This is a genomic window from Bradyrhizobium sp. SZCCHNR1098, assembly GCF_032489375.1.
Lineage (GTDB): Bacteria > Pseudomonadota > Alphaproteobacteria > Rhizobiales > Xanthobacteraceae > Bradyrhizobium.
In genome coordinates, this window is sequence record NZ_JAUEXY010000001.1 from 60437 (window position 1) to 86949 (window position 26513).

Sequence of the window (26513 nt, forward strand, 5' to 3'; positions counted from 1 at the left end):
TCGACAAGCAACGCTTTCGCGAGGGAACTGGCGCTGTTTCGAGCAGGCCCGAGTCGAATCAGAATCGGCGAAGAGTCAAACGGATTCACGCGAGCCGTCGTTCAGGCCGCGCGCCGGATCACACATGCTGGCTTTCCGGACGGCCTCGCAATGACGGCGCCGGCCGGACAACGAGGATTCCGCCGCGCGCTACTGCGTTTTCGCGACGTGCGGCGAAGCCTGGGTGATGAAGGAGGTCGCCTCGAGCATCGCCTTGCCGAAAGAGGTCGGAATCACGACCCGGAACGGCACCAGGATGCGCGTGCCCGCGAGCGGCACGAAGAAGATCTCCATGTTGCGGGCCTGGGCGAGATATTTGATCACCGGCCGGTCCGGGATGTAACCCGCAACCGGCGTGAAGTAGACCGCGCAGACCAGCGCCGGGCCGCGATAGCCTTTGTCCGCCTTGACGTTCTCCATGCGCTTGTAGTCGAGCTTGAGCTCGTAGCGCATGCGGCCGTCGAACACGGGCGCAGCGCCGCGGCACGAGTCCGGCGACAGCAGCTCGCCATTGCCCGGCACCCGCACCAGCGAGGCCGTCATCGGATCGAGCACGCCGCGCTTGTGGGCATCCGTTACCGGAATGCGGTCGGGATCGACCGGCGGCGTCGGCTCGATGGCGAAATCCTTCACGGTGCCGTTCTGCAGATTGATGCGGATCTGCTCGGACTTCTTTCCCGTGGTGGTCGAGGCCTGGTAGCTCTGCCCGACCAGGGCGCCGTTGACGACGCGTCCCTGCACCGACCCGGTGCCCGATCCTTGGGAGAAGCTCTTGAGCAGGCCCGCGGTGCCGCCCTGAGCTGCGGCGCCATACTGATCATCCCCGATTTCGACCGCCCAGGTGCCCTTGCCGACGGGGATGCCAGCCAGCGAAGCCTCATATTGGGCGTCCAGCCGGGCCTGTGCTCGGGCGCCGTGGGGGGCCAGCAGCAGGAGCGCCGCGATGGAGCCGGCCACCGCCAGGCGCCGGAAACGGAAGAAGGCCGTGCTGTTGGTCACGTCGAAATGGTCCTGCCGATCCGCTTGTCGGGCCCCGGCCCCTGTGCCGCGCCACTGCTGTTACTTACGCCAAAAACGCTCCTGAACAACGCGAACCGGTCACATCCTGGCCGATTGTCCAGCGCTTTACGTCCGGCTCCGCTTCCGGCGAAGCCGCATCGGGCGGCCCAACTCCCCATGAGCCCCTGCAGTCCGCCGGGCTCGAGGGGCCGGTTTGACGCGCCATCGCGCGAACGTCCACTCATCACGCCCGAATACGCCCTTTATGTGGTCTCCTGCGATCGGCTAAGATTTTGATTGTACGACGTCTTTCGGCGAAAAACGGCCATGCGGACGCCTATGGCCGGACGCCGTGCCGCGGACGCAAATACCGCCGCCGTGAAGCGAGGCAGCCCTGCGATTCGGCGCGTGGCAAGGTGCCACCGGCCCCATCCCTCAAAACCTTGACGAAAAGCCGCATCCCCCCTATAGGACCGCATCTCCCAGAGACGAGCTGGACGAGTTTTGGACCCCCGCGGCCCGCCGACACAGGCGGACGAAGGGTGCGGGGATGAGAGAGGATTTACTGCCATGTCGCGGCGCTGTGAACTGACGGCCAAGGGCCCCCAGGTTGGCCACAAGGTCAGCCACTCCAATATCAAGACCAAGCGGCGCTTCCTGCCGAACCTGTGCAATGTGACCTTCATCTCGGATGTACTCGGCCGCAACGTGCGCCTGCGCGTCTCGACCAACGCGCTCAAGAGCGTCGACCACAATGGCGGCCTCGACGCCTATCTGCTCAAGGCCAACGCTGCGGCGCTGTCGCCGCGCGCGCTGGAGCTGAAGCGCGCCATCGAGAAGAAAGCGGCGGACGCTGCCCCGGTCGCCAAGGCGAGCTGAGAGAGCAAGCCGAAATCCACGATTGATGCAGAAGCCGGACGCGTCACAGGCGGGGCTTCGAGCGAAGCGAGATGTCGAAACGGCCGGATCGAGAGATCCGGCCGTTTTGCTTGCGGATGCCGTGACCAGCCGACAACTCTGGACACGGCAGCCGGCGCGGGGCGACCGGACACGTCGAGTGACCATCCGTTCGTACGGCGGCGCCATTCGATCACTTCGCTATGTCCGTCGCGCGGCGCGCAACAGCGACCCAGACGAAGTGCCATAGGAACCGACCTCCCCAACACCAGCCCGATGCTCTACACTCGTTGCGGTAGCATTATCGCGGACATTCCTTTGTCATGAAGAATATTGTCATCTGCTGCGACGGCACCGGCAACGAGATCAGCGAAAACATCTCGAACGTGCTCAAGCTCTATCGCTGTCTGCGCAAGACCGACAAGACGACGCCACTCCAGGCCGTGTTCTACGATCCCGGCGTCGGCACCCTGACACAGCCGGACAGCTGGCATCGCTTCAGGGCCAATTTCAACATGGTGCTGGGGCTCGCCACCGGGTACGGCCTCGACGACAACATCATCAGGGCCTACTGCTTCCTCGCCACGCATTACCAGCAAGGCGACCGCATCTTCCTGTTCGGCTTCTCACGCGGCGCCTACACCGTGCGCGTGCTTGCCGGACTGATCCACAAGGTCGGGCTGATCTCGCCCGATCAGATCAATCTCGCCGGCTCGGGCGTGATCGCCTACAAGAAGTACTCCTCCGACAATCCGAAGGCCGGACGCGGCATCACCACCGAGGTCGAGAGCACCGAGGACGACGGGCCGATTCCCGAGAGCCGCGACGACCAGGCCGCGCAATTCGCGCGCATCACCTCGACACGCTGGCCAACGATCCATTTCGTCGGCGTGTGGGACACGGTGGCCAGCGTCATCGTGCCGCGCACCGACCGGTTCCTCGCCCTCCCCAGCCTCGAGGAGCTCGCCTTCTCGATCGAGAACCCGAGCGTGAAGATTTTCCGGCAGGCCGCTGCGATCGACGAACGGCGCTGCATGTTCCGGCTGAAGCCGTGGAACATGCCGCAGACCTTCACGCCGAACCGCTTCAACAAGGCGCATGCGGGACCGCAGGACGCCAAGCAGGTGTGGTTCGCCGGCGTACATTGCGACGTCGGCGGCGGTTATCCCGAGGCGCAGTCGGCGGTCTCGAAGTATCCGCTGCTGTGGATGATCGACGAGGCGGTCGAGGCGGGGCTGGCGGTCAATCCGCGCACGGTGAACCAGCTCGCCTGGGGCGTGCAGCGCAAGAACAGCCCGTTCTCCTATGTGGCGCCGAGCATCCAGGGCCCCCTGCACGATTCGATGAGGCCGGCCTGGCGGCTGCTCGAATGGCTGCCGAAGAGCGCGACGTACAAGGAGTGGCCGGAGCGCAAGGCGCGTTTCGGATTCTACATTCCGAATTGCGAGCCGCGCTTCATTCCCGAGGGCGCGTTCATCCACGAGAGCGTGCTGATGCGGATCGCGGAATCGCAGGACTACCGGCCCGTCAATCTGCCCGCGTCCTATGAGCGCGTACCGCTTCCGGTCAAACAGAAGGCGGAGTAGCAGCAACAGCGCGTTGCGGGTCGAGCAGCGTCTTCGGAGGCTCGCGCGTGGCGGATCGCCTCAGATCATGCGCAGATGGATGACGCCGTCGGTCACCTCGCCACGGGCGAACTGCTCGCGCGCCATCTGCTCGAACGCCGTGCGGTTTCGCTGCAGATAAGCGAACGCCTGATTGCGTGTGCCGAAGCAGGTCTCGAGATGACAGACCTGCCGCGTAGCGCCGATTGCAAGCGCAAATGCGATCGTCTGGCCTCCACGCTGCGTCTCGTCCTTTGCAATGCGAACGTCTGTAGCTGTCAACTTGGCCACGTCAGCCTCCTCGGTACGAAGGTCGGATCTGTACGCGGGACGCGGTTGAGGCGTAATGATCAGGCATGGATCGCCCGTCTGTTCGAGCACCAGCAACGGATCTGAAGTTCCGCTAGTTCCACCGGCGCAGCCGACGTCGGAAGGCGAGATGAAGCAGCCCTAGCGAGCGACCTTCTTCCGCCGCTTCGGCGCAGGCGCAGCAACAGGACCCGCTTGCGCAGCTTCCGCTTCCTTGGCGAGCCGCAACACGCGCAGCCGCTCCATGTTCTTGCGGACCGCCGTCGCGCGCTGATCCCATTCGGCGCGCGCCTTCGCCCCGTCCTCGGCGGCGACGCGCTGGCGCTCTGACCGCGCAATGCTTTCGGGGGAGCGTTCTGACATCTTCTTGGTGGCCATCGACTGATCCTTCCGGAGATGCGGGTTACCGTCGAGACGCAGAAAGCCCGCTCAATACAGGATCGAGCGGGCAAACCAGCCATTTCAGTACATCCGTGAAATGGCCCAAGACGTCAGATCAGTACGATCAGACCAGCGCGAGATTTTCTGCGCTGGTTTTACCGCGCATCTTGTCCGTCTTGACCTCAAAACTGACTTTCTGGCCTTCAGCCAAGCCAGCGAGACCAGCGCGTTCAACCGCGCTGATGTGAACGAACACGTCGTTCCCGCCATCCTCCGGCTGAATGAAACCAAAGCCCTTCTGGCCGTTGAACCACTTGACGGTACCCTGCATGTCTATCTCCAAATCATTAATCGCGCGACCATCACGCGATCCTCATTCAACTGAGCAATGACTTTTGGAAATAGCCCACGGGCACATTCAGAAAGGCACAGCGGCTAATCGAACTACCTCAAAGTAGAGATTTTCTGGGGGATTACAAGGCCGCGCGGCAAATATAGTTTGCCGAGGGCTGGGACCGTGAGTCGGCTCGCGCTGGCAATATCAGCAAATTGCCCTTATCTTCACAGGACCATCGGTAACGGCCTGGCCATCGATGGCTGAGAGACACTCGTGCTCCCGCCTTCCGACGAAGGGGATCAACGTGTCTTGCACGTATCGTGGCTCATCACATTGTGAGCAACACGTTTCATTGACGCCGCTCTGCTGAGCGCGCCGCTCCCCCGCCGCCGCGCCGATCGGCTTCGCCAACCTAATTTCATCGATAGAGATGAAGACAAGGAGGACACTTTTGCAGGTTCTTGTTCGTGACAACGACGTCGAGAAGGCGTTGCGCATCCTGAAGCGGAAGATGCAGCGCGAAGGCGTATTCCGCGAGATGAAGCGCCGCAGATCCTATGAGAAGCCATCGGAACGCAAGACGCGCGAGAAATCCGATGCGATCAGGCGCCAACGCAAAGTCGCGCGCAAGCTGGCCATCCGCGAAGGCCTGCTGCCTGCGCCGGTCAAGAAGGTACCTGCGTCGCGGCCGGGCGTGCTGCCCTCCACGACCTCGACGCGCCCCGATCGTGATCGGCCGCGGGATTCACTCACCTCTGCAACGCCGCGCAGCTGAGCGAACGACGGCATGTCCGCCGAAAACGACGGACCCGACGGACCCGACGGAAAGAGGCTGGCGTTCACGCCAGCTTTTTCGGTTGTTTACCGGCGTTGTCGGCCGCTTCGCGCGCCAGGCGCTCGGCCTTCAGTCGCTCGCGGTTCTGATCGAACGCGGTCTGAGCCTTTTCATAGTCGCTCCTCGGCGGCTCGGCCGGCTTGAAGGCCTTGTGAGCCTCGCGCACGGCGGCCGTTGGCTTGCGCTCCGACATGATGACAGTCCTCGTTGGAATGGTGAACGCCGCTGCGACATCCTGTCGAGACTGGCATAGCATGGGCACGGTTCAATGACGGCCTCGGGTAGGCGGAGCCCGCTGTCTTGGCGCGGACCGGCTTGGACGACCACCCTGCGGCCTCATCGGGGGGCCCTTCCTATTATAATCCAAATACGCCGAAGATGTTGCAAGGAATTGAACCCGACCCGGCGCTCCATCGTTCCGACCGGCCGACGGCTTACGCACAATCACGCCATCCCGTGCTTGCGGCCGGGCACGGCAGCGAGCAGCTCGCGCGTATAGACGTGTTCGGGATTGGCGAACAGCGCCGCGGTCGGCTTCAGCTCGACGATCTCGCCCTTCTGCATGACGGCGATCCGATCGCAGATCTGCGCGGCCACCCGCAGGTCATGCGTGATGAACAGCATCGACAGACCAAGGCGCGCCTTCAAATCTTCCAGCAGCCGCAGCACCTGCGCCTGGACGGACACGTCGAGCGCCGACACCGCTTCATCCGCGACGATGATCTCCGGATCGAGCGCGAGCGCGCGCGCAATGCCGATGCGCTGACGCTGGCCGCCGGAGAATTCATGCGGGTAGCGGCCGATGGCGCCGGCGTCGAGCCCGACCATGCCGAGCAATTCCTGCGCGCGTTTCAGCGCTGCGTCGAGCGCGGTGCCGCGCGCAACCATGCCGTCGGCGATGATGCGGCCGACCTTGCGGCGCGGGTTGAGCGAGGCGAACGGATCCTGGAAGATCATCTGGATGCGATGACGCTGCGCGCGCAATGCGCGGCCGTCCAGCGCCGTGAGATCGACATCGCCGATCCGCACCGTGCCGCGATCGGCCTCGATCAGCCGCATCACGAGACGCGCAACGGATGACTTCCCCGAGCCGGACTCGCCGACGAGTCCGAGCGTCTCGCCCTGATGGATCGCGAAGTTGACCGCATGCGCCGCGCGGGTCTCGCGCTTCGGACGGAACCAGCCGGTCGGCGTCACATATGTCTTGTCGAGGCCGATCACCTCCACCGCCCGAGGCGCATCCTCGCGTGATTGCCGTGGCGGCGGATCGAACGACGGCACGGCGGCGAGCAGCGCCTTGGTGTAGTCATGCTGCGGATGGCCGAGCACGGCGGCGGCCGTGCCCTCCTCCACCACCTTGCCATGGCGCAGCACCACGACCTCGTCGGCGATATCGGCGACGACGCCGAAATCATGGGTAATGAACATCACCGCCATGTTGTGGCTGGCCTGCAGGTTGCGGATCAGCTTGAGGATCTGCGCCTGGGTCGTGACGTCGAGCGCGGTGGTCGGCTCGTCCGCGACGAGCACGGCCGGCTCGAGCGCGAGTGCCATCGCGATCATCGCCCGCTGGCGCTGGCCGCCGGAGAGCTGATGCGGATAGGCGCGGATGATCCGTTCGGGATCGGGCAGCCCGACCTCACGCGCCAGCTCCAGCGCCTTGGCGCGGCGCTCCCGGGGGCTCAGCAGATCATGCGCTTCGAACACCTCCATCAGTTGCTCGCCAATCCGCATCAGCGGATTGAGCGCGGTCATCGGCTCCTGGAACACCATGGCGATGCGGCGGCCGCGCAGATCGCGCCAGCCTTCGGCATCGACGGCAAGCAGGTCGCGTCCCTCGAAGCGGATCTCGCCGCTTTCGACTCTGACAGTATCCGGTAGCAGGCCGAGCAGCGCATGCGCGCACATCGACTTGCCCGAGCCGGATTCGCCGACCACGCAGACGATTTTGCCGGCGGAGAGATCGAACGAGACGCCGTCGACCGCATGGGCGCGCTCTGCGCCCGGCGGCAAGGCGATACGGAGGTTCCTGATGGCAACGACGGGATCGGCCATCTTCTCACCTGCCCTCGCGCGACAGGCGCGGGTTGAGCGCATCGTTCAGCCCCTCGCCGATCAGATTGAGGCCGAGCACCGACAGCAGGATCGCGACGCCAGGAAACACCGTGATCCACCACGCCTGACGAATGACGGTGCGACCGGCGCCGACCATGTAGCCCCAGGAGATCAGGTTGGGATCGCCGAGGCCGAGGAACGACAGCGAGGATTCCAGGAGGATCGCGGTCGCGACCATCAGCGAGGCCAGCACGATCACCGGCGACAGCGCGTTGGGCAGGATCTCGCGCCAGATGATCCAGGCATTGCTCTGTCCGGTGACGATGGCCGCCTGGACATATTCGCGGGTGCGCAGGCTCAGCACCTCGCCACGCACCAGCCGCGCCACAGGCGGCCAGCTGACGAGGCCGATGGCGGCGACGATCGAATAGATCGACGGCTGCAGGATCGCGACCAGCACGATGGCGAGCGCGAAGCTCGGGATGGTCTGGAAGAACTCGGTGAAGCGCATCAGCGCATCATCGACGCGGCCGCCGAAATAGCCGGCGATGGCGCCGAGCGGCACGCCGACGATCAGCGCAACGAGTGTCGAGACGAGACCGACCAGCAACGAGACGCGGGCGCCGAAGATCAGGCCGGCGAGCACGTCGCGTCCGAGCGCATCGGTGCCGAGCGGGACCTTCGACAGCGTGAACGGCGGAACGAACGGCCGCTGCACCATGCGCCATGGTGAATTGGGGAAGTAGACCGGCCCGGCCACCGCGATCACGATCGCCAGAACGAGAATGATCAGCCCGATGATGCCGCTCGGGCTGCGCAGCATGGTGCGCCAGAACTGCCTCATGAGGCGTACTCAATGCGCGGATCGACCAGTCGGTAGACGAGATCGGTGACGAGATTGAAGATCAGCACCATGGCCGAGGAGACCACGAACACGCCAAGCAGCAGGTTGTAGTCGCGCTGGATCAGCGCGTCGTACATCAGCCGGCCGATGCCCGGCCAGGCGAAGACCGTCTCGGTCAGCACCGCGCCGCCAACCAGGGTGCCGGCGTGCACGCCGGCGAGGGTCACCACCGGCAGCAGCGCGTTGCGCAGCACGTGGCGGCGCAGGATGACGCCATCGCGCAGGCCCTTGGCGCGCGCGGTCTTGACGAAGTCGAGGCGCTTGACTTCGAGCATCGAGGCGCGGGTCATGCGGGTGTAGGTCGCCATGAAGAACAGGCCGAGCGTGGCAGCCGGCATGGCGAGATGTGCGGCGACGTCGAGCGCGTGGCGGACTCCCGTATAGCCGGCACCGACCGTTTCATAGCCGAAGCTCGGCAACCAATCGACCCAGACCGAGAACAGCAGGATCGCGATCAGGGCGATCCAGAACAGCGGCGTCGCGTAGAAGATCAGCGCGAGCACAGTAATTGCAGTATCGAGGATCGTGCCGGCGAAGCGCGCGGCGAGCGCGCCGAACAGGATGCCGAGACCGAGCGAGATCGCGAACGCGGTGAGCGTCAGCAGCAGGGTCGCCGGCAGCCGCTCGGCGATCAGCCTGGCGACCGGCGCCTGCTGGCGGAACGAGAAGCCGAGGTCGAGGCTGGCGATGCCCTTGACGTAGATGAGGAGCTGTTCCGGCAGCGGACGGTCGAGGCCGAATTTTTCGCGCAGCTGCGCCACGAAAAGCTGGTCGGAGGCGCCGGCTTCGCCGGCCATCACCACGGCCGGATCGCCCGGCGCCAGCCGGATCAGGAAGAAATTCAGCACGATGATGGCGAGAAGGACGATGACGCCCTTCACGACGCGCTGGGCGATGAAGGAGAGCATGAAAGCCCCGTGGAAGTCAGCTCGACGGAACAGCGAAACACCGGAGCGCGGGGATCATGGCCGCGCCCCGGAACGCACCGCTATTTGTCGAGCCAGGCATCGCGAAAGCCGTCGTTGACGCCGATGCCGGTGGTGATGAGGTTCTTCACCTTGCACTTGGTGATGGTCGGGAACTGCAGCTCGAGCAGCCAGGCCACGGGCACGTCCTCAGCCAGGATCTTCTGCACCTTGTCGTAGGCCTCCTTGCGCTTGGCATCGGTCGGCGCCGTGGCGCCCTCCGCGAACAACTTGTCGACCTCCGGGTTCGAATAGCCCTCCACATTGTTGAACAGCTGGCCCTTGGCGATCGCCGAGGTGATGTAGTTGCGGGAGACGCCGAGCGCGGGATCGCCGTACTGATAGAGATAAGTGAAGGCGATGTCGTAGTCCCACTCCATGATCTTCTGGTTGCCGCCTGGGACGTCGGTCGCGATCGTCTCGATGTTCATGCCGACATCCTGCAGGTTCTGCTTCACCGCCTCGCCCCAGCGCTGCCAGGTCTCGCCATAGGCCAGCGGCAGCATGCGGATCTTCTCGCCCTTGTAGCCGGCCTCCTTGAGCAGCGCCTTCGCCTTGGCCGGGTCATACGGATATTTCGGCACGTCGTCGCTGTAGAACTTGATGGTCGACGCCGACGGGCCGGTGGCCACCTTGCCGAGGCCGTTCCAGATCACGTCCTTGGCGAAGTCGCGGTCGATGGCGTACATGATCGCCTGACGCACCTTCTTGTTGGCCAGGATCGGATTGCGGTTGTTGAGCCACATCCAGGCCAGCGGCGAGAAGAACTCCCAGCCGGCGCCGGTGACGCAGGCGCCCGGCAGCTTGGAGACGCGCGGCACGTCGAAATTCTCGATCGAGCCGCCCGGCAGCACGTCCACCTTGCCGGTCTCGAAGGCGACCGCGCGCGCGGCGGCGTCGGGAATGATCTGCCAGTAGACCTCGTCGAGATAGGGCTTACCCTTCTCATGGTAGTTCGGATTTTTCACCATCCGGATGAAGGAGCCCTTCTGCCATTCCTTGAACATGAAGGGGCCGGTGCCGACAGGCGCGTTGTTGTTCGGATTGGTCTTGTAGTCGGTGCCCTCATACAGGTGCTTCGGCACCATCGGCATCGAGCCGACCTCGAAGATGCCGATGAAGGGACCGAACGGCTCCTTCAGCGTGAACACCACCGTGAGATCATCCGGCGCCTCGACTTTCTCGACCATCACGAGGTTGTTGCGGGCGCGCGCATGCGTCTGCCTCAGCATCTCGATCGAGAACAGCACGTCGGCCGAGGTGAACGGCTTGCCGTCGTGCCAGGTCACGCCGGCCTTCAGCTTGAAAGTGTAGACCTTGGCATCCGGGCTGATGGTCCAGCTCTCGGCGAGGCCGGGCAGCGGCTCGAGCTTGGGGCTGTAGCGCAGCAGGCCTTCGAAGATGTTGCCGGCGACCATCTGCGTCGGGCCGTTCTGGACCATCGCGAGCATCAGGCCCGGCGGCTCGGGCTGAATCACCGCGTTGACCACGCCGCCGACCTTCGGCTCCTCCGCTTGCGCCGCGGACAGTCCGCAGCCAATGACTACACCCAGCAGCACCCGTTTCAACATGATGAACTTCCCAAATGTCATTGCGGGCCGCGATGCATCAAGCGCGCCAAGGTGCGCGATATCGCCATGCGGCTTCTGATGTGATGCCTGCTCTGGGCGCATGGGCTGTTGGATCGTCCGCGCGCAGCGCCGTAGAACGGGCTCCAATACGACCGCGAGCAACGCTTTGGAAACGTCGCCAGGACCTGTGTCAGTCGCGCAATGCGCCCCCGGACGACGCGGCTCACAGGTCGAGCCCCTTGATGCAAAGGCTCACACGATCGCAATCGCGGCCGCAAGATGAAACTCGCGACAGCGTTAGCCCAAAAATTGAACAGGGAAAATCAGCGCCGCAGACGCGCGATCGCGCCGGAAACGATCTGCATGATCACGCCGATGATCCAGCCGACCATGATCAGCGACGTCCAGACGATGTGCGGATCTTCGCGCAGGATGATGATGGCGACGGCGAAGAACGCCGTCAGGGTCGCAAGGAAGGTCCCGACGGCGCTCAGGAATTCGGCCGTATCGATCTTCGTCTCCGCAGGTGAGTCCTCGTCATGCGGATGAAAAGGGAGTTGCGGCGTGTCGATGCCGAGATAGAAGCCCAGTGCCCCAGATAGCATCATCACGATCAGGAAGCCCTGCGTGGTCAGCAACGGAACGCTGGAGCCGACATGCGCCCCGACGAAGACGCCGCAGGCGGCCCCCGCCAGAGCCAAACCCGAGCGTTCGAGGATATGGGCAAACTTCCTGACGCGAAACCGCATGACCTGCCCCCAAATGTCAGACCCGCCACGCGCATGCAGCGGATTCGACGCCTGGACCGTCCTAACGGCAAGACCGTCACCCAAACGTCAAATCTGAAGCTGCACTCGCGCGAAAATTTTAGCTACATTTCTTTTGACGCCAGCACTGCCCGAAAGGGAGGGCGAATGCTGGCGCGAACATATTAGGCGGCCCTGGTCAGGTCGGCATTGAGGTGGCTCAACCTCGGCATGACCTCCTGCTTCAAGAGGCGCAGCGAGTTGTGCCAGGCTTCCGGCCTGTGCTTGTAGTCGAAGCCGAACACGCACAGCGTGCCGAAGCCGCCGACCTCATGCCAGATCTTCTCGATCTTCTCGGTCACCGTGGCTGGCGAGCCGACGATCCAGTTGCGCTTGGCGCAATAATCTACCGTCACGTCGGAATCAGGCACGTCGGGTGAGTGCTTCAGATAGTCCTTGAAGCCGAAATGACCGAGCAGGGGCAGGAAGTATTCGCCCATCATCCGTCCCATCATGTCGCCGGAGGACAAGCGCCAGGCTTCCTCGTCCGTATCGGCGACGAATACCTCGCGCACCAGCCGCCAATCGCTGCGGCTGGGCTTGCGGCCGGACTTGGCGGCGCCGGCCTCGACCGAGTCCCAGTGCGACGACACATAGGCGGGGTTGAGGTTGAGGCTCATCGGGATGAAGCCGCGCTCGCCGGCGAGCTTCAGCGTGTCGGAGTTCTTCGACAGGCCGGCGACGCCGATCGGCGGATGCGGCGTCTGGATCGGCTTGATGTGTGGCTTGAGGAAGTCGAACATCACATCGGGCTTGGTCACCGTCCAGTACTTGCCCTTGTACGTCCATGGCGCGTCCTCGGACCACATCTTCAGGATGATCTCCAGCGCCTCGCGCGTCATCTCGCGGTTCTGGCCGCTCATGCCGTCGACGTTGAACATCGCCCAGTCGCTCGGCAGGCCGGATGCGGCAATGCCGAAATTGAGGCGGCCGTCGGAGAGGTGATCGAGCATCGCGACGCGATTGGCGAGCTCGGCCGGGTGATGATAGGGCAGCAGGAAGCCGCCGGGCCCGAGCCGGATGTTCTTGGTTTCGCGGAAGGCCTGCGCCAGAATCAGGTCGGGCGCCGGATGCGGCTCCCAGGGCGCGGTGTGATGCTCGCCGATCCAGGCTTCCTGATAGCCGAGCTCGTCGAGCCACCGCAGGACCTGCAGGTCCCACTCCTGCCCCTCCTTCAATCCGCACTCCGGCGGATGCGAGGGCATCGTGAAATATCCGATTTCCATGGCGCTTTCCTCTCGCGTTTATATTGCGGCGCATCTTTGCGATGCGCTCATCGTCACGCGAGACGAAACACGACCAGACGAGTCGGCATCGCCGCACGTGGTCTGCGAAGTCTAGCACTTCGTCCGACAGCGACAATCGTCAGCCGTGTCGCGGGCGGAATGATGACCGCAGAATTTTGCAACGCTGATGCGCAACATTGCGGTCATCAATTGCACGTCAGCGTGCGCCGAACGTCGTCCTGCCGAACAGCTCCTTCTGCGTCGACGGCTGCGAGCGCCAGTATTGCGGAGGTGCGGCGACTTGTCCGCCGAGCTCCGCTGCGGCGTGCCAGCCCCAGCGCGGGTCATAGAGCATGCCGCGGGCCAGCGCGACCATGTCGGCCTTGCCCGAGGCCACGATCTCCTCGGCTTGCTGCGCCTGCGTGATGAGACCGACCGCAATGGTGGGAAGCGCCGTCGCCTGTTTCACGGCCGCGGCGAACGGCACCTGATAGCCGGGTCCGAGCGTGATCTTCTGCAACGGCGCCACGCCGCCCGAGGAGACGTCGATCCAATCGGCGCCGCGGCGCTTCAGCTCTTGCGCAAACGTGATGGTCTGATCGAGATCCCAGCCGCCGTCGACCCAATCGGTCGCCGAGACGCGCACGCCGACCGGTCTGTCCGCCGGAAATACCGCCCGCACCGCATCGAACACGTCGAGCGGAAACCGCATGCGGTTTTCGAGCGAGCCGCCATAGGCGTCGCTGCGCTGGTTGGCGATCGGCGACAGAAACTGATGCAGCAGATAGCCATGCGCGCCGTGGAGCTCGATCGCGTCGATGCCGAGGTGCGCGGCTCGTTGGGCTGCGGAAACGAACGCATCGCACACCCGCTTCAGTCCGGCTGCATCGAGCTCCTGCGGCGCGAGCTCGCCATCCTTGTGCGGCAGGGCCGAGGGCGCGACCGTCTGCCATCCGCCGTCCGCGAGCGGAATCTGCTGTCCGCCATCCCACGGCTTGTGGCTGGAGCCCTTGCGGCCGGCATGGGCGAGCTGCATCGCAACCGCAGCCTTCGCATGTTTGCGAACCGAGGCCAGGATCGGCTTCAGCGCAGCTTCCGTCGCATCGTCCCACAGCCCGAGGCAGCCGGGGGTGATGCGCCCGATCGGCTCGACATGCGTCGCCTCGATGCAGAACATCGCCGCGCCCGACAGCGCCAGCGTGTTGATGTGGGTGAAGTGCCAGTCGTTGGCCGCACCATTCTCGGCCGAGTACTGGCACATCGGCGACACCATGATGCGGTTGGCGAGTTCGAGACTGCGCAGCTTGATCGGAGTGAACAGGGCGCTCATGCTGAGTTCCAGGTTGCGACGGTTGACGCGATGATCTGATGGCGGCGAGTGTCGATCATGGACGAGGCGCGGTCAACGCGAGCCGCCGCAGCGGCGCCGCGGCTCACTCCACCAGCGTGAACTGCAGCAGCAGCGTGCGCTGGATCATCGAGAAATTGTCGTCGGACACCAGCGTCAGCACGGTCTCGCCCTCCGGCGTGACATGCGCATCGATGCCCTCGAGATTGTCGATCTCCTGCCCGAGATCAGCGGAGAAGATCGCCGGACCATCGACCAGCGCGCCCGGCGCGATCTGCGCAAGCATCAGCCGGCGGATTCGAATGCCGACCCCGTTGAACAGCGAGAACTTGCGTTCGAGCACCAGCAGATCGCCCGACGGCAGCAGCACGGCATCGCTGACGTCGAACTCGTTGCTGCGGACGATGCTGAACTGTCCCGCCGCGGGTCCGCCGATCAGGAAGGCGAGCAGATTGCCGTTCGGGTCCAGACCGCGCTCGGAGAGCGCGATCAGGGCGCCGGCGAGCGGCAGGCCCTTCGGCACGACTACCAACGCTTCCAGTCCCTTGTTGTGGGGTAGCCGCTTGGCGGCCGGCGGCAGCGGCACGATCTCGCCGCGCGCGCCGGTTCCGCCCTTGGCGAAATCGTAGCGCAAGAGCTGGTTGACGCGCTCGAGGCCGACATAGACGATGTCGCCATCGCGAGCGAGCGACTCGGAATCATACCAGCCGCGATCGGTGATGGGCCGTCCGTCCGGACCGAGCAGCGGCGCCGCTTCGACATCGGCGAGCCCCGCGATTTCGCGGCCGGAATAAGCAATGCGGCCGGTGAACCAACCGCCCTTGTCGCTGACCGCGAGGAAGCGTTCACCCTTGGCATCGAGCCGGATGCCAGACAGGCCGCCGAAGCCGGGATAGGACGAGGTCAGCGCCACGCCGCTGCGATACTGCAGCATCCCGAAGCGCAGATGGGTCCTATCGCGGAGGTCGAACGCAGGCAGCGGTCGCGCATTGACCTCGATCTTCACCGGCGACGTGACGGAGTGCTCGTCGGAAACTGCGCGTCTGCGGACAGGCGTCGGAGCGAGTTGCGCACGAGCCGTCGTGGACCATGCGAATGCCGACACTCCGCCGATGGTCAGCGCGAGAAAGCGCCTGCGGTCGGCAATCGCCTGCAGCGACATCGTCAGCGGAGCCCCCTCCCCCACCTCCTCCGAGGCGGAGGAGGGACGCAGCCGGCCGACGGCCGCTTACGAATGCAGCCTGCGCTTTTGCCCCGGCGCAGGCTGCGGCGCAGCGTGGGTCTCCGTGAACAATTCGGCGAGCTTCTCGGTGATGGCGCCACCGAGCTCCTCGGCATCGACGATGGTCACCGCACGACGGTAGTAGCGCGTGACGTCGTGGCCGATGCCGATCGCGATCAGCTCGACCGGCGAGCGAGTCTCGATCTCCTCGATGATGTGGCGCAGATGCCGCTCCAGATAGTTGCCCGGATTGACCGACAGCGTGGAGTCATCGACCGGCGCACCGTCCGAGATCATCATCAGGATCTTGCGCTGCTCGGTACGCCCGAGCAGGCGCTTGTGCGCCCAGTCGAGCGCCTCGCCGTCGATGTTCTCCTTCAGCAGCCCCTCGCGCATCATCAGGCCGAGATTCTTGCGCGCCCGCCGCCACGGCGCATCGGCCGACTTGTAGATGATGTGGCGGAGATCGTTGAGGCGGCCGGGATTGGCCGGCTTGCCGGCGGCGAGCCACGCCTCGCGCGACTGCCCGCCCTTCCAGGCCCGCGTCGTGAAGCCGAGGATCTCGACCTTGACGCCGCAGCGCTCGAGCGTGCGGGCGAGAATGTCGGCGCAGGTCGCGGCCACCGTGATCGGGCGTCCGCGCATCGAGCCGGAATTGTCGAGCAACAGCGTGACGACCGTATCGCGGAAGGTCGCCTCCTTCTCGCGCATGAACGACAGCGGCTGATAGGGATCGATGACCACGCGCGACAGCCGCGCCGGATCGAGGACGCCTTCCTCGAGATCGAACTCCCAGGCGCGGTTCTGCTGCGCCATCAGCCGGCGCTGCAGCCGGTTGGCGAGCCGCGCCACGATGCCTTGCAGGTGCGCAAGCTGCTTGTCGAGATAGGAGCGCAGGCGCTCCAGCTCGTCGTGGTCGCACAGGTCCTCCGCCGCGATGATCTCGTCGAACTTCGGCGCGAAGGCGTGATATTCGGGGCCGCGCGGCTCGTTCGCACCGCCGCGGTTCGGACGCGTCGCCTCACCCGGCGTCTCGTCGTCGCCGAGTTCGCCGTCATCGAGCGTGTCGGACGCCGAGGCCTGTGCCGCCTCCATGGCGCTCTCCGACATCTCGTCCGACGTCGTCTGCGCCTGGTCTGCGCTCATCTCCTGCGCAGCGTCGGATTCGGGCGAGCCCTCGGCGCCGGACTGCTCATTGTCGCCGTCGCGGTTGTCGTCGTTGTCCTCGTCCTCTTCCGAATCGGCGTTGCGCTCATCGCCGAGATCGAGCGCCGACAAGAGATCGTGGACGAGGTCGCCGAACTTGGCCTGATCCTCGGTGAAGCGGCCGAGCTCATCAAGACGCTGGCCGATCCTGTCCTCCAGGAACGGACGCCAGAGATCGACCACCTTGCGCGCCGCATTCGGCGGCGCCATGCCGGTGAGGCGCTCGCGCACCATCATGGCCAGCGCATCCGACAGCGGCGCGTCGGCGCGGTCGGTGATCTCGTCATATTTGCCGCGATGGAAGTGATCATCGAGCATCGCCGTGAGATTCCTGGCGACGCCGGCCATGCGTTTTGCACCGATCGCCTCGACGCGGGCCTGCTCGACCGCCTCGAACACGCCACGCGCCTGCGGATTGCCCGGGATCAGCTTGCGATGGATTTTCGGATCATGACAGGCAAGCTTCAGCGCGATCGAGTCGGCATGGCCGCGCACCACGGCGGCGTCACGCTTGGTCATCTTGCGCGCCGGCTCGGGCAGCCGAGCCTTGCCCGGCGCAAGGCCGGGACGCTCGGCCGCGAAGGAGACTTCGAGCTCGGGCGCCCTGGCGATCGCGCGCAGGCACCCCGTGACCGACCTCTTGAAAGGTTCGGTCGGTGCTTCCTTGACGCCAGGACGGGGCTTGTTGCTCGGTGTGGTCATCTGATTCCTGCGGCTATCGTCCCGGCGAACGCCAGGCCCGATAACCACCGGCGTTCGTTTGTTCGCACTCGCTCTCCCGCATCACCCGACGAGAGAGGCCGCGGCGTATGGGTCCCGGCCCGAGGCCAGGAGGACGCCGGTGTGTCAGCTCAGCGCCACGTTGATGGAGGATTCCGGCAGCTCCGCATTGAAGCAGCGCTGATAGAATTCCGCGACCAGCGGACGCTCGAGCTCGTCGCACTTGTTGAGGAACGTCACACGGAAGGCGAAGCCGATGTCGCCGAAGATCTCGGAGTTCTCGGCCCAGGTGATCACCGTGCGCGGGCTCATCACCGTCGACAGATCGCCATTGGCGAAGGCGTTGCGCGTGAGGTCGGCGAGCCGCACCATCTTGTTGACGGTGTCGCGGCCCTGTGCGTTCTGATAGTGCTTGGCCTTGGCCAGCACGATCTCGACCTCCTCGTCATGGGCGAGGTAGTTGAGCGTGGTGACGATCGACCAGCGGTCCATCTGGCCCTGGTTGATCTGCTGCGTGCCGTGATAGAGGCCCGAAGTGTCGCCGAGCCCGATGGTGTTGGCGGTCGCGAACAGACGGAACGCCGGGTGCGGCTTGATCACCTTGTTCTGGTCGAGCAGGGTCAGCCGGCCCGACACTTCGAGCACGCGCTGGATCACGAACATCACGTCCGGACGGCCGGCATCATATTCGTCGAACACCAGCGCGACGTTGTGCTGCAGCGCCCAGGGCAGGATACCATCCCGAAACTCGGTGACCTGCTTGCCGTCTCTGACCACGATCGCGTCCTTGCCGACGAGGTCGATACGGCTGATGTGGCTGTCGAGGTTGACGCGCACGCAGGGCCAGTTGAGTCGCGCCGCGACCTGTTCGATATGGGTCGACTTGCCGGTGCCGTGGTATCCGGTCACCATCACACGGCGATTCTTGGCGAAGCCGGCCAGGATCGCAAGCGTCGTGGCGCGGTCGAAGCGGTAGTCGGCGTCGACCTCGGGGACATGCGGGTCGCTTGCGGAAAAAGCCGGCACCTCAAGGTCGCTGTCGATCCCGAACACCTGCCGCACCGACACCTTCATGTCGGGCACACCGGTCATCTCCTGCGCATTGGTCGTAGCGGCGGTCGTCATTCATCCTCCGGGGTCCCGGGCATTCCCGAAACCAGATTTCATGTTTGGCTGCGGTTGAAGGGCTTCGACGCCAGCCTAGCAGAGAGCACGCGCGGGCAGAAGCCTAAGCCTTGATCAAAGTTCCGTCGTTATATCATCGAGATAGGCATGAGTGGCCGTTTTCGAAAGGCTGCCCTGCGAATCGTGCCACCTTTTCGCCCACCGGCTCTTCCCAGGATCTCGACGTGGCACCCGGAGCCGGGGTTCCTACTTATCGAGGAGCTCCAGCCCACCCTCTCCACCAACAGGAACCGCGTGGCCCATCTGTTCGATCCCCTCATTGCCTTCGTCTCAGCGCATGCGGGACTGGCCTATCTCACCCTGTTTCTGGCCGCCCTGCTGGAGGCGATCCCGATCATGGGCTCGGTGGTTCCAGGCACGACCATCATCCTGGCGCTGAGCGCGTTGATTCCGGGCGGCGAGCTGACCCTGCAATGGGTGCTGGCGGCGGCCATCCTGGGCGCGGTGCTGGGGGACGGCGGGGCGTTCTGGGTCGGCCATCGCAGGCAGCGCGAGATCCTGACGAGTTGGCCGTTCTCGAACTATCCGCGCCTGGTGGCGCAGAGCGAGGCCTTCTTCCACCGTTTCGGCACCCTGGCGATCTTCTTCGCCCGCTTTGTCGCGCCGATCCGCGCCGTCGTGCCGATCACGGCCGGCGCGCTCGACATCCCTCCGCCGCGCTTCTACGCCGTGAACATCCCTGCCATCGTGCTGTGGGCCTGCGCCCATGTCCTGCCCGGAGTATTCGCCGTGCAGCTGTTGCACCGCTATGGCGGCATTCCGCATCATAGCCATATCGCCAAATCCACCTGGATCATCGCGGCGATCGCCGGAACGATCGTGGTCTGGCTGGTCCTCAGATTGATGCGGAAGCGGCGCGAGACGCAGCTGGCGGCCGGCGCCGCGGATTAGAACGGCTACAGCGAATCCAACATGGCGCCGCGGCCGGGTGCGGGTCCGATATAGCGGGCGCGCGGGCGGATCAGGCGGCCATGCTGCAGCTGCTCGCAGGCGTGGGCGATCCAGCCGACGCAGCGGGCCATCGCGAACAGCGCCAGCTCGCTGCCGGCGGGCAGACGCAGACTATGCACCAGCACCGCAAGCGCGTAGTCGATGTTAACGAACTCGCCGGTCGCCTCTGCGATCCGCTCCGGCACCTCGCGGGTGAATTTGCGCGGCGCGCCGGCCCGCGTCAGCGCCTCCAGCAGCGAGATCGCGCGCGGATCACCGCGCTTGTAGACGCCATGCCCGAACCCGGCGAAGCGCTCGCCCAGCGCCACCCGCTCGCGGATCAGCGGCGCGACATCGCGATCGATGAGTGCCTTCACCAGTTGCGACGCCAGCACGCCGGCACCGCCGTGCTGCGGCCCTTTGAGCGCCGCAAGACCCGCGATGACGGCATCGTAGAGGCTGAGGCCCGTCGACGCCGCACAGCGGACGGTGAAGGTCGACGCGTTCAGCTCATGATCGGCAAGCAGCACCAAGGTGCGGCGGATCAGGTCCGGCGCATGTTCGTGTCCGGGCGCCCAGCTCCGCGCTACCTGAACATGGAGCGGATCGGCTGACGCGGGCTGGTTCAGCATGGTTGCGACCACAAGCCGAACGATGCGGGCGCCGACCAGCGCCCGACCGTCGGGTGCGCGGTTGAAGGCCGCGGGATCAGCATGTGTCGCCAGCGCCAGCACCGCGATGGCGCGGTCGATCGGCGCCGCGCGCCGCGCGGCATCGGCGATGAGACTCATCTCCTCCGACACGGCCGTAAGGTTGTCTGGCGCAAACGGATCGAGCGCGGTCACGTCCCACAACAGTGTCGCGGCATGCTCCAGCGTGTCGCGCGCGGCCAGGTCGACGCAATTGACGCCGCGATAGATCGGACCGGCTTCGGTGATCGTCGACACGGCGGAATCGAACACGGGGAGATCCGCATCGAAGCTGCGGAAAGCGCGCGGCTCGGGGGCCGGCGCACGACGCTCCTTCAGGGCGCGGATGTCCTCGGCGCGATAGCGGCTGCTGCGCGAGTTCGGCGACGGCTCGGAGCGGACCAGGCCGCGGCTGACATAGGCGTAGAGGGTGGCCGGCGAGATCGCGAGCTCGGCCGAAGCTTCACGGGCAGATAGGTAAAGTCCGTTGTCTTTTTTCATATTGATCAGCTTAATCAAGATTGATCAAGTTGTCGACTGAGCGGATCTTGCCGGCGTGACCACTCGTGAAGGAGACCCGCCATGACCATCCACCTCGGCAAGACCCCGATCGGCCTCGACGGCATCGCCGCCGCCGAGACCGTGCTCAGCCACGTCGACGGCCAGCAGGGAGAGCTCATCATCGCCGGCGCCCGTGTGGCCGATCTCGCCGCCGCCAGCGGCTTCGAGGGCGTGACCGCCCGGCTATGGAGCGCGGCCACGAAGCGCACCGTCGGCGAGGCCGAGGTCCGCGCCAGCCTTGGTCGTGCCCGCGAGCGTGCCTTTGCCCGGCTGCCCGAGCTGCTCGCCGCGACCTCCGGCCTGTCGATCATCGACGGCTTCCGCGCCGCCGTCGCGGCGCTGCGCCACGAACCCGGGCTCGACGACGAAGCCACGATCGTCGGCGCCTGCCCGGTGATCGCCGGCGCCTTGGTCCAGCGCGCACAGGAAGCGCAGCCGATTGCCCCCGACCCTGATGCCAGCCACGCCGCCGATACGTTACGGATGGTGCGTGGCGATAGGCCCGAGAGCGGGGAGGTGGCGGCCTTGGACACCTATCTCGTCACCGTCAGCGATCACGGCATGAACGCCTCGACCTTCGCCGCGCGGGTCGTGGCCTCGACCCAGGCCGACCTGTTCGCGTCGGTGACCGCCGGCTATTGCGCGCTCACCGGCCCGCTGCATGGCGGGGCGCCGGAGCCGGTGCTGGAGATGCTGGACGCGATCGGGACGCGCGACCACATCAAGCCGTGGGTCGATGCGGCGCTCGGCCGCGGCGAGCGGCTGATGGGGTTCGGGCATCGGATCTATCGCGTGCGCGATCCGCGCGCCGACGTGCTCAAGGGCGCGATCGAGCGGCTGGCGGGCAGCGGGGCTGATCTGCCGTTTGCGAGCGAGGTAGAGGCTTACATCCGCCAAGCGCTGCGGCAGAAGAATCCGGAGCGCGTGCTCGACACCAACGTCGAGTTCTTCACCGCCATCCTGCTCGATGCGCTGAAGATGCCGCGCCAGGCGTTCACGCCGATCTTCGCGGTGGCGCGTGCGGCAGGCTGGACGGCGCATGCCCGCGAGCAGCAGCGGACGGGGCGGCTGATCCGGCCCAGCTCGGCCTATATCGGGCCGAGGCCCTGAACCGTCGAGCGCGACGCGCGGCAGCCTCGCGCGCTGTCGCGCATCAGCCCCTCACCACCGTCTTCAAGTAGTTGTAGGCCTTGATGATCTCGATCAGGCGATCCTCGGTGGAGCGGTCGCCGCCATTGGCGTCGGGATGGTGCTGCTTCACCAGCGCCTTGTACTTGACCTTGACGTCTTCGAGCGTCGCATCGGGACCAAGGCCCATCACCTGCAGCGCCTTGCGCTCGGCGTTGAAGACCTTGCGCGTCTCGGCTTTGGGGGCCGACTGGGGATCCGGACGCCAGCTGCCGCGGCCGTTGATCTCGGCGAAGACGCTGAACGGATCGGCGGCATCGCCGAGATCGCCCTCGGCGCTGCCGGTGCCGCGCTTGGCCGACGTGTTGGCACCCATCTTCCAGGTCGGGCGATGTCCGGTCAGCGCATCCTTCTGATAGCGCGCGACCGCCTCGGCGTTCATCCCCGAGAAGAAATTATAGGACTGGTTGTACTCGCGCACGTGGTCGAGGCAAAAGTGCCAATACTCGCGCACGTTCTCGCGTCCCTTGGGCGCGCGGTGCGAGCCCTTGTTCTTGCAATCCGGCCACTGACAGGGCTGGGCCTCCTCGCGCACCACCGGCTGCCGCGCAGCCTGCTTCTTGGGCTTGATGCGGATGGAGTCGAAGAATTTGTTTGAATCGATCGGCATGGCGGACTTTGACTACGCAACGCCGAAAGCTTCAAGTCTTGACATTGCGAATACCTCTGGCGGGGACCGCCGATTGACGAAAAATAATTTGATGCGTATTTCCAGAGACCATGCGGACCCGAGATGCTATCATTGAAAAGTTGCGCGAAGCTTTCTCGCCGGAAAGCCTCGATGTTCAGGACGAATCACATCTGCACGAAGGCCATATGGGCCATCAGCCGAGCGGTGAGACCCATTTCCGCGTGTATATTGTGTCGCAGGCCTTCGCCGGCAAGAGCCGTGTCGACCGCCACCGCCTGATCAACGCCGCATTGGCAGCGGAACTTGCCGGCTCGGTGCACGCGCTCGCGCTGCATGCGAAGGCGCCGGGCGAGGCTTGATCCCCAATTAGAACGCCGTGCCTGCACGGCGCGGCCGCGTCTCCTCGGTTTCGCCGCGGGGCACCGGTACGATGCGCAGCGCGGTGATGCGATTGCGCTCCCGGCGCAGCACGCGAAAGCGGAAGCCGTAGAACGTGAAGCTCTGGCCGCGCTCGGGGATCGAGCGCGCCTCGTGAATCACGAGACCTGCGACAGTGGTCGCCTCCTCGTCCGGCAGCGTCCAGTCCATCGCGCGATTGAGATCACGGATCGGCACCGAACCGTCGACGACGACGGATCCGTCTGGCTGCACGCGCACGCCGGCGACCTGCACGTCCTGCTCGTCGGAGATGTCGCCGACGATTTCTTCCAGGATGTCCTCGAGCGTGACGATGCCTTCGACCTCGCCATACTCGTCGACCACGAGCGCGAAATGCGTCTTGCGGCGGCGGAACGCTTTCAGCTGTTCCGACACCGAACGCATCTCCGGCACGAACCAAGGCGGCAGCGCCAGCGAGGCGACGTCGATGTGCGACACATCGCCCTCGGCGGCGCGGATCGCACGCAGCAGGTCCTTCGCATGCAGCACGCCGATGATGTTCTCCGGCGTCCCGCGCCATAGCGGGATGCGGGTATACTCGGTGGCGAGCACCTCGCGCACCAGTTCCTCCTGCGGCAGGTCCGCATTCACCATCACCATCTCGGTGCGATGGACCATCACGTCGGACACCTGCAATTCGCGCAAGTCGAGCAGGCCGCCGAGCATGTCGCGGTCCTGCTTCTCGACCTTGCCTTCATGATGTAGGAGATCGACGGCGCCGCGCAGGCGTTCGGTCGGCGACAGGATCGGCTGATTGGCCCCGACCTTGAAGCCGATCAGCCGCATCAGCCCACGCACGATCGCTTCGATCACGGCCAGCACGGGACCGAGCACGATCACGGCGGCCCGCATCGGTCTGGCAACCGTGAGCGAGACGCGATCGGGCGCATTGATCGCGATCGTCTTCGGCAGCACCTCGGCGAAGATCACCACCAGCGCGGTCATCACGCCGGTCGCATAGAGCACGCCGACCTCGCCGAACCAGGCGGTGAAGATGCCGGTCGCCAATGCGGACGCGGCGATATTGGCGATGTTGTTGCCGAGCAGCAGCGCGCCGATCAACCGCTCGCGCATGTCGAACAGGCTCGACACCACATCGGCGTCGCGATTGCCCTGCTTCGACAGCCGCAGCATCGAGGCGCGGGAGGCACCGGTCAGCGCGGTCTCGCTCAGCGCAAAGAAGGCAGAGGCGGCGAGGAGGATGATGACGACGGAGAGTGTGATCCAGTCCATGACGCCGATGTCGCTCTGTAGGGAGGCCGCCGATGATCCTTTGGCACTGCTCAACACGGCGTAAAGCCCGGGATCAGCTTCTGCTGCGCAATTTGGCCTGCAGGAAGTCGCGAACGCGCGCCGGATCGACGTCCTTCGCGATGACGGCGCGGCCGATGGCTTCCATCAGGATGAAGGTGAGCTTGCCCCGCTTGACCTTCTTGTCCTGCGCCATCAAGGCCAAAAGCCGGTCGGCGTCGCCGATCCCCTCCTGGGCGAAGCCGGCGATGTCCTGCAGATGGGTCGGCAGACCGACCGCGGCAAGGTGACGCTCGATGCGTGTGACGTCGTCGGGCGGCAGCATGCCGAGCTCGGCCGAGAACTGCGCCGCCAGCACCATGCCGACCGCGACGCCCTCGCCGTGGAACAGCCGGTCGGAGAAGCCGGTCACGGCCTCCAGCGCATGGCCGAACGTGTGGCCGAGATTGAGCAGCGCCCGATCACCGGTCTCGCGCTCGTCGCGGGCGACGATCGCCGCCTTGGCGCGGCAGGAGGTCGCGACCGCGTGCTCGCGCGCCGCACCGCCCTTGACGACGTCGGCGTGGTTGGCTTCCAGCCAGGCGAAGAAGCTGGCATCGCCGAGCAGGCCGTATTTGGCGACCTCGGCATAGCCGGCGCGGAACTGGCGCGGCGACAGCGTGTCGAGCACCGCGGTGTCGGCGATCACCAGCACCGGCTGGTGGAAGGCGCCGAGCAGGTTCTTGCCCTGCGGCGAGTTGATGCCGGTCTTGCCGCCGACGGAGGAATCGACCTGGGCCAGCAGCGAGGTCGGCACCTGCACGAAATCGACCCCGCGGCGCAGGATGGCGGCCGCAAAGCCGGCGAGATCGCCGACCACGCCACCGCCGAGCGCGACGACGAGGTCGTTGCGCTCGATCCTGGCCGCGATCAGTGCCTCGCTGACCTTCTCGAGGCCGGCATAGGTCTTGGAGCCCTCGCCCTCCTCGACCACGATCGTGGACGACGGGATTCCCGCCTCCGCCAGGATCGCCTCGGTCGGCTTCAGCCAGTGCGCGGCCACGGTGCGGTCGGTGACGATGGCCGTCCGGACACCCGGCCGCAGCGCCGCGATGCGCTGGCCGAGCGAGGCGAGCACGCCACGGCCGATGACGATGTCATAGGCTCGCTCGCCGAGCGCGACGTCGACGATGATCGGATCGGAATGCTTCAGTGGTGCCGTCATCGGAGCGCGCCCATCGCTTGCCCAGGATCGGGGAGAACTGGATCGGGTTGCGGTCCGGCAGGCTGCGCATCAGCCTCCGGTGGGGAGAGGAATGACTGCAGGGCCTCGAGGCAGTCCTCGACGACCCGGTCGTGCGGCACGTCGCGCGAGAAGATCGTCAGGTCCGCGAGCTGGTAGATCGGCTCACGCTCGGTCAGCAGGCGCGCCACGGTGCCTTCGGGATCGGCGGTCTGCAGTAGCGGCCGGTCCGCCCGCCGCCTGACGCGGCGCATGATCACATCGGCATCGGCCTTCAGCCACACCGAGACCGCCTTCTCATGGATGCGGCGCCGCGTTTCCTCGCGCATGAAAGCCCCGCCGCCGGTCGCCAGCACACCGGGCCCGTTTTCAAGCAGGCGGGCGATCACCCGCGCCTCGCCATTGCGGAAATAGTCCTCGCCGCGCGATTCGAAGATTTCCGGTATGGTCATGCCGGCTGCGGTCTCGATCTCGGTATCCGCATCGACGAACGGCAGCCGGAGCCGCGCCGCGAGCCGCCGGCCCACGGTCGACTTGCCGACCCCCATCATGCCGACCAGCACGATCAGCCGCTTGCCGAGGCCTGCGAGAATCGCGGCCTCCTGGGCGACAGGTCCAGATGCTGGTTGCGTCGGTTCGGTCATTTCTCCGCTTCTAACCCAGGCCCTGCTGCTTTCAAAGGCATCCTGTTCCGCTCCCCGAGCCAAGGCGAGCTGCCCGGTCTGCCCGACGGGCTTGCAAGGCCGATGCGAACATGTTGGATGAAACCGTTCCCTTTCTGGTGGCCTGCGCGACCGACATGCCCAGCCTGTTCCGCTTCCTGACCGTCATCGCCATCATCGTCGGCGTGGTCTATGGCGCGATCTACGCGCTGGCGAATTTCGTCAACCCGAAGCCGCGCGAGATGACGGTGACGATCCCGCCGGACAGGTTCCAGAAGAGATGATCGGCACCGCTGCGGCGAACCGAAAAGCCACAGGGCATTGATTAAGAA

General features: G+C 65.5%; 27 protein-coding genes. 7 read left to right on the top strand and 20 right to left on the bottom strand.

The window, feature by feature from the left end; all coding sequences use genetic code 11:
• Window positions 1–189: 189 nt before the first annotated feature.
• Window positions 190–969 carry a DUF3108 domain-containing protein gene (locus QX135_RS00265; protein WP_315756949.1) on the bottom strand — a complete coding sequence of 260 codons (780 nt, stop codon included), beginning with the start codon at window positions 967–969 and terminating at the stop codon, window positions 190–192.
• A gap of 639 nt (window positions 970–1608) precedes the next feature.
• Between QX135_RS00265 and rpmB the strand changes: the two genes are divergently transcribed.
• Both rpmB and QX135_RS00275 read left to right on the top strand, forming a co-directional pair.
• Window positions 1609–1917 carry a 50S ribosomal protein L28 gene (gene rpmB / locus QX135_RS00270; protein ID WP_315735146.1) on the top strand — a complete coding sequence of 103 codons (309 nt, stop codon included), beginning with the start codon at window positions 1609–1611 and terminating at the stop codon, window positions 1915–1917.
• 341 nt (window positions 1918–2258) lie between these two features.
• Window positions 2259–3521, top strand: a complete 1263-nt coding sequence (locus QX135_RS00275; RefSeq protein WP_316161157.1) for a DUF2235 domain-containing protein — start codon at window positions 2259–2261, stop codon at window positions 3519–3521.
• A gap of 60 nt (window positions 3522–3581) precedes the next feature.
• On the opposite strand, the gene QX135_RS00280 is transcribed toward QX135_RS00275, so the two are convergent.
• The 3 genes from QX135_RS00280 to QX135_RS00290 all read right to left on the bottom strand — a co-directional run bounded on the left by QX135_RS00280 (window position 3582) and on the right by QX135_RS00290 (window position 4560).
• On the bottom strand, window positions 3582–3830 hold the full coding sequence (locus tag QX135_RS00280; protein WP_315775675.1) for a hypothetical protein: 249 nt from the start codon (window positions 3828–3830) through the stop codon (window positions 3582–3584).
• 159 nt (window positions 3831–3989) lie between these two features.
• Entirely contained in the window at window positions 3990–4226 is a 237-nt protein-coding gene (locus tag QX135_RS00285; RefSeq protein ID WP_315775676.1) for a transcriptional regulator, read from the bottom strand.
• 127 nt (window positions 4227–4353) lie between these two features.
• Window positions 4354–4560, bottom strand: a complete 207-nt coding sequence (locus tag QX135_RS00290) for a cold-shock protein (RefSeq protein ID WP_315735153.1) — start codon at window positions 4558–4560, stop codon at window positions 4354–4356.
• 457 nt (window positions 4561–5017) lie between these two features.
• Here QX135_RS00290 and rpsU point away from each other — a divergent pair, with 457 nt between their 5' ends.
• The gene (rpsU, locus tag QX135_RS00295; RefSeq protein WP_315773200.1) at window positions 5018–5341 is read left to right on the top strand and encodes a 30S ribosomal protein S21; all 324 of its coding nucleotides are present in this window, start codon (window positions 5018–5020) and stop codon (window positions 5339–5341) included.
• Window positions 5342–5405: 64 nt separating this feature from the next.
• Here the strand turns inward: rpsU and QX135_RS00300 are convergent, their stop codons facing one another.
• The 11 genes from QX135_RS00300 to cobS form a co-directional block, all read right to left on the bottom strand.
• The gene (locus tag QX135_RS00300) at window positions 5406–5594 is read right to left on the bottom strand and encodes a hypothetical protein (protein ID WP_315735157.1); all 189 of its coding nucleotides are present in this window, start codon (window positions 5592–5594) and stop codon (window positions 5406–5408) included.
• A 251-nt stretch (window positions 5595–5845) separates the two neighbouring features.
• A complete protein-coding gene (locus QX135_RS00305; protein ID WP_315775677.1) occupies window positions 5846–7456 on the bottom strand; it encodes an ABC transporter ATP-binding protein in 1611 nt (536 codons plus the stop codon).
• A gap of 4 nt (window positions 7457–7460) precedes the next feature.
• Window positions 7461–8300, bottom strand: coding sequence for an ABC transporter permease (locus tag QX135_RS00310; protein ID WP_315773198.1), 840 nt, complete (start codon window positions 8298–8300; stop codon window positions 7461–7463).
• Window positions 8297–9268: an ABC transporter permease gene (locus tag QX135_RS00315; RefSeq protein WP_315756918.1), complete on the bottom strand. Its 972-nt coding sequence runs from the start codon at window positions 9266–9268 to the stop codon at window positions 8297–8299. The genes QX135_RS00310 and QX135_RS00315 overlap by 4 nt, the downstream gene beginning before the upstream one ends.
• An 80-nt stretch (window positions 9269–9348) precedes the next feature.
• Window positions 9349–10896 carry an ABC transporter substrate-binding protein gene (locus QX135_RS00320; protein ID WP_316177590.1) on the bottom strand — a complete coding sequence of 516 codons (1548 nt, stop codon included), beginning with the start codon at window positions 10894–10896 and terminating at the stop codon, window positions 9349–9351.
• Window positions 10897–11219: 323 nt separating this feature from the next.
• Window positions 11220–11645 (bottom strand): hypothetical protein, encoded by a 426-nt coding sequence (locus QX135_RS00325; RefSeq protein WP_315735167.1) that lies wholly within the window; start codon window positions 11643–11645, stop codon window positions 11220–11222.
• 182 nt (window positions 11646–11827) lie between these two features.
• Window positions 11828–12928, bottom strand: a complete 1101-nt coding sequence (locus QX135_RS00330; protein WP_315735169.1) for an LLM class flavin-dependent oxidoreductase — start codon at window positions 12926–12928, stop codon at window positions 11828–11830.
• 217 nt (window positions 12929–13145) lie between these two features.
• The gene (locus QX135_RS00335; protein WP_316177592.1) at window positions 13146–14258 is read right to left on the bottom strand and encodes an NADH:flavin oxidoreductase/NADH oxidase; all 1113 of its coding nucleotides are present in this window, start codon (window positions 14256–14258) and stop codon (window positions 13146–13148) included.
• Window positions 14259–14361: 103 nt separating this feature from the next.
• Window positions 14362–15438, bottom strand: a complete 1077-nt coding sequence (locus tag QX135_RS00340; RefSeq protein WP_316177594.1) for an esterase-like activity of phytase family protein — start codon at window positions 15436–15438, stop codon at window positions 14362–14364.
• A gap of 66 nt (window positions 15439–15504) precedes the next feature.
• Complete coding sequence (gene cobT / locus QX135_RS00345; RefSeq protein WP_315735175.1) at window positions 15505–17406, bottom strand: cobaltochelatase subunit CobT; 1902 nt, start codon at window positions 17404–17406, stop codon at window positions 15505–15507.
• 144 nt (window positions 17407–17550) lie between these two features.
• A complete protein-coding gene (gene cobS, locus QX135_RS00350) occupies window positions 17551–18549 on the bottom strand; it encodes a cobaltochelatase subunit CobS (RefSeq protein WP_315735178.1) in 999 nt (332 codons plus the stop codon).
• A gap of 294 nt (window positions 18550–18843) precedes the next feature.
• On the opposite strand from cobS, the gene QX135_RS00355 reads away from it, so the two are divergent.
• Window positions 18844–19500, top strand: coding sequence for a DedA family protein (locus QX135_RS00355; RefSeq protein WP_316161166.1), 657 nt, complete (start codon window positions 18844–18846; stop codon window positions 19498–19500).
• Window positions 19501–19505: 5 nt separating this feature from the next.
• On the opposite strand, the gene QX135_RS00360 is transcribed toward QX135_RS00355, so the two are convergent.
• The gene (locus tag QX135_RS00360) at window positions 19506–20729 is read right to left on the bottom strand and encodes a citrate synthase family protein (protein ID WP_316177597.1); all 1224 of its coding nucleotides are present in this window, start codon (window positions 20727–20729) and stop codon (window positions 19506–19508) included.
• Window positions 20730–20810: 81 nt separating this feature from the next.
• On the opposite strand from QX135_RS00360, the gene QX135_RS00365 reads away from it, so the two are divergent.
• The gene (locus tag QX135_RS00365) at window positions 20811–21899 is read left to right on the top strand and encodes a citrate synthase/methylcitrate synthase (protein WP_316177598.1); all 1089 of its coding nucleotides are present in this window, start codon (window positions 20811–20813) and stop codon (window positions 21897–21899) included.
• A 43-nt stretch (window positions 21900–21942) separates the two neighbouring features.
• On the opposite strand, the gene QX135_RS00370 is transcribed toward QX135_RS00365, so the two are convergent.
• Window positions 21943–22587, bottom strand: coding sequence for a J domain-containing protein (locus QX135_RS00370; protein WP_316233900.1), 645 nt, complete (start codon window positions 22585–22587; stop codon window positions 21943–21945).
• 110 nt (window positions 22588–22697) lie between these two features.
• On the opposite strand from QX135_RS00370, the gene QX135_RS00375 reads away from it, so the two are divergent.
• Entirely contained in the window at window positions 22698–22967 is a 270-nt protein-coding gene (locus QX135_RS00375) for a BolA family protein (protein WP_315797294.1), read from the top strand.
• A 7-nt stretch (window positions 22968–22974) separates the two neighbouring features.
• On the opposite strand, the gene QX135_RS00380 is transcribed toward QX135_RS00375, so the two are convergent.
• From QX135_RS00380 to QX135_RS00390, 3 genes are all read right to left on the bottom strand, one after another.
• On the bottom strand, window positions 22975–24279 hold the full coding sequence (locus QX135_RS00380) for an HlyC/CorC family transporter (protein ID WP_315735190.1): 1305 nt from the start codon (window positions 24277–24279) through the stop codon (window positions 22975–22977).
• 73 nt (window positions 24280–24352) lie between these two features.
• On the bottom strand, window positions 24353–25501 hold the full coding sequence (gene aroB, locus QX135_RS00385) for a 3-dehydroquinate synthase (RefSeq protein WP_316233901.1): 1149 nt from the start codon (window positions 25499–25501) through the stop codon (window positions 24353–24355).
• Window positions 25498–26163 carry a shikimate kinase gene (locus QX135_RS00390; protein ID WP_316233902.1) on the bottom strand — a complete coding sequence of 222 codons (666 nt, stop codon included), beginning with the start codon at window positions 26161–26163 and terminating at the stop codon, window positions 25498–25500. The genes aroB and QX135_RS00390 overlap by 4 nt, the downstream gene beginning before the upstream one ends.
• 155 nt (window positions 26164–26318) lie before the next feature.
• On the opposite strand from QX135_RS00390, the gene QX135_RS00395 reads away from it, so the two are divergent.
• Window positions 26319–26465, top strand: coding sequence for a histidine kinase (locus QX135_RS00395; RefSeq protein ID WP_315735738.1), 147 nt, complete (start codon window positions 26319–26321; stop codon window positions 26463–26465).
• Window positions 26466–26513: the final 48 nt, after the last annotated feature.